2 protein-coding genes and 1 pseudogene are annotated in these 2,078 nt (G+C 36.4%); all 3 read left to right on the top strand.

Annotated features, from left to right (window positions below):
- Window positions 1–420 precede the first annotated feature (420 nt).
- Window positions 421–627 (top strand): hypothetical protein, encoded by a 207-nt coding sequence (locus tag FTT84_RS17630; RefSeq protein WP_180058992.1) that lies wholly within the window; start codon window positions 421–423, stop codon window positions 625–627.
- Between the two features lie 132 nt (window positions 628–759).
- A complete protein-coding gene (locus FTT84_RS17635) occupies window positions 760–1,017 on the top strand; it encodes a hypothetical protein (RefSeq protein WP_067764850.1) in 258 nt (85 codons plus the stop codon).
- A gap of 319 nt (window positions 1,018–1,336) precedes the next feature.
- Window positions 1,337–1,957, top strand: a pseudogene (locus tag FTT84_RS17640) (DUF1003 domain-containing protein); the annotation flags it as partial.
- Window positions 1,958–2,078 lie beyond the last annotated feature (121 nt).

A 2,078-nucleotide genomic window follows, 5' to 3' on the forward strand; every position in this document is an offset into this window, starting at 1 on the left:
GATGCCATTTTTCTTTATACTGTCACTGAGGCAGGTTGGACATTTGATTTCTAGAGTTATTTGCATTTCTCTATTTTATCAAAATTCAACCTGCTTTTTTTCAGCATACTTTTTGAAACACCACCAAAAATACTTTTGTGCAATATGCTAAGGAATAATGATAGCGATCATCATGAATTTAAAAGCTTGAACAGAATAAAGCACCGTTCAATGAGTTGGATGGTGAATTGACTGATATTGCTTTAAGCTATGAATAAATAAGTATAAAAAACAAATTAAAAAAACAAATATTGATTGATTTTTACACATTAAAGGCATAATTTTAGTATGTGATTAATTAAATCCATAATATTTATATGGGTATTGATTCATTCTTTATTTGTGCTTGAACTTTATAAAAATATTCAGGGGGAACGGCGAATGATCAAATTTATTGTAGATGAAAAAGAATCAGGCAATGGTTCGCATTTGATTCATAACGGAACTAAAGGGTGCGAAGACATGCCATTGTTTGATGATCAAATATTGATTGGATACTTTGCCAATTATGAGCTGGCGTACAAGCGGGCACGTATGAATTGGCCGAGAGAAAAAGTCGTCGGCTGTAGCAAATGTTGTGGTGAATAATTTCATTCATAGCTTGATCATTATTAGGCACGCATATTTGGCCTAAATTTTGCAAAATCATTGCTCCTAGGGTTAAAGCATTCATTTTCGGGTGGATGTTTTAATTCAATCCTGTAAAAAGTGGAGTGTGCAATGACAACGACTGAAATGATGACAGCCAAGTATCCTGCAAAAGCACATGCGTATGCTGCATGGCCACTCGTGCTTATTTTTATTGGCGGTGCGATTGGCCTGGTTTACGGCGTTATGGCCTATCTTATTAATCTAAAAATATATGTTTCAGAACTTTCAAAATTGAACAAAATTTTGGCCAATTTACTCTGTGGTATGTCTGCATGCAGCGCTTGGTGGTTTACTGCACAATTGGTGCAGCGTAGTTTGTTGGGATGAGTTCAATTGACTCAAAAACGTTCCTACTTTTGGGTTTAATCAAATAGAACCACAATTCAAGCACGCTTATAAAACATAATATGAATGCGCTGCTAGATTGTGGTGCATTTTGCTGCTTCTACTATTACCGTAATTTTTTGCATTTTTAAGTCATCTATTCAATACATCATTTTAGTAGTTGCCACTGTAAAGATAAATATTCATGCCATGAAAGCCCAGTTTTTAAGTTTCGAATGCTACATTGAGATAGATTCAATATTTGAACAATCAAAATTTAAATGAATAAACTCCATGGATCGCGCAGCGAGGCTCAATTCAAATGAATGGAAAAGTAGAATGCCGTACATGCTTGGTGTGTAAAAAGAGTTTTCCTGTTAAACATTTAATTCCAATGGCGACGGTACGTAAAGTCATTACAGAACAAATTACACATGATTATCCAGAGTGTAGTAGTGACGACTTTATTTGTCAGCGTGATCTAACGCAATATCGCATGCAATATGTGCAGTCGATTTTACATATGGAACAGGGTGAGGTTTCAAACTTAGAATACGAAGTGCTGAATAGTATGAAACAGCACGAACTGATCAGTAAAAACGTTGAAGGGCAGTTGGAACAGAAATGGACTTTCGGTGAGCGCCTCGCCGATAAGATTGCTACTTTTGGCGGCAGCTGGGCATTTCTCATTTGTTTTAGTGCATTTTTAGCAGTGTGGATATTGGTCAATACTGTGGTGATGGTGAAACATCCAGCCGATCCATATCCTTTTATTTTGCTAAATTTGATGTTGTCATGTTTAGCTGCGATACAAGCGCCCATTATTATGATGAGTCAAAACCGTCAGGAAGCGAAAGACCGGATGCGTTCTGAAAATGACTATCAGGTGAATTTGAAAGCTGAACTTGAAATTCGTCATCTACATGAAAAAATTGATCATCTATCTTAAAGTGAAAGAGGACTCCACCCGACAGTCAGGGTGGAGGTGAATTTCAAAGATTTTAACCTTGTTGGTTTTCAATGTATTTTTTAATAATATCCAAAGGTGCGCCACCACAAGACCC

The organism is Acinetobacter sp. YH01019, from assembly GCF_013420285.1.
Lineage (GTDB): Bacteria > Pseudomonadota > Gammaproteobacteria > Pseudomonadales > Moraxellaceae > Acinetobacter > Acinetobacter gandensis.

What these genes read in the sequence shown, in the direction of transcription:
- FTT84_RS17630 (WP_180058992.1), top strand. Translation starts at nt 421, where the DNA reads ATGATCAAATTTATTGTAGATGAAAAAGAATCAGGCAATGGTTCGCAT.
- FTT84_RS17635 (WP_067764850.1), top strand. Translation starts at nt 760, where the DNA reads ATGACAACGACTGAAATGATGACAGCCAAGTATCCTGCAAAAGCACAT.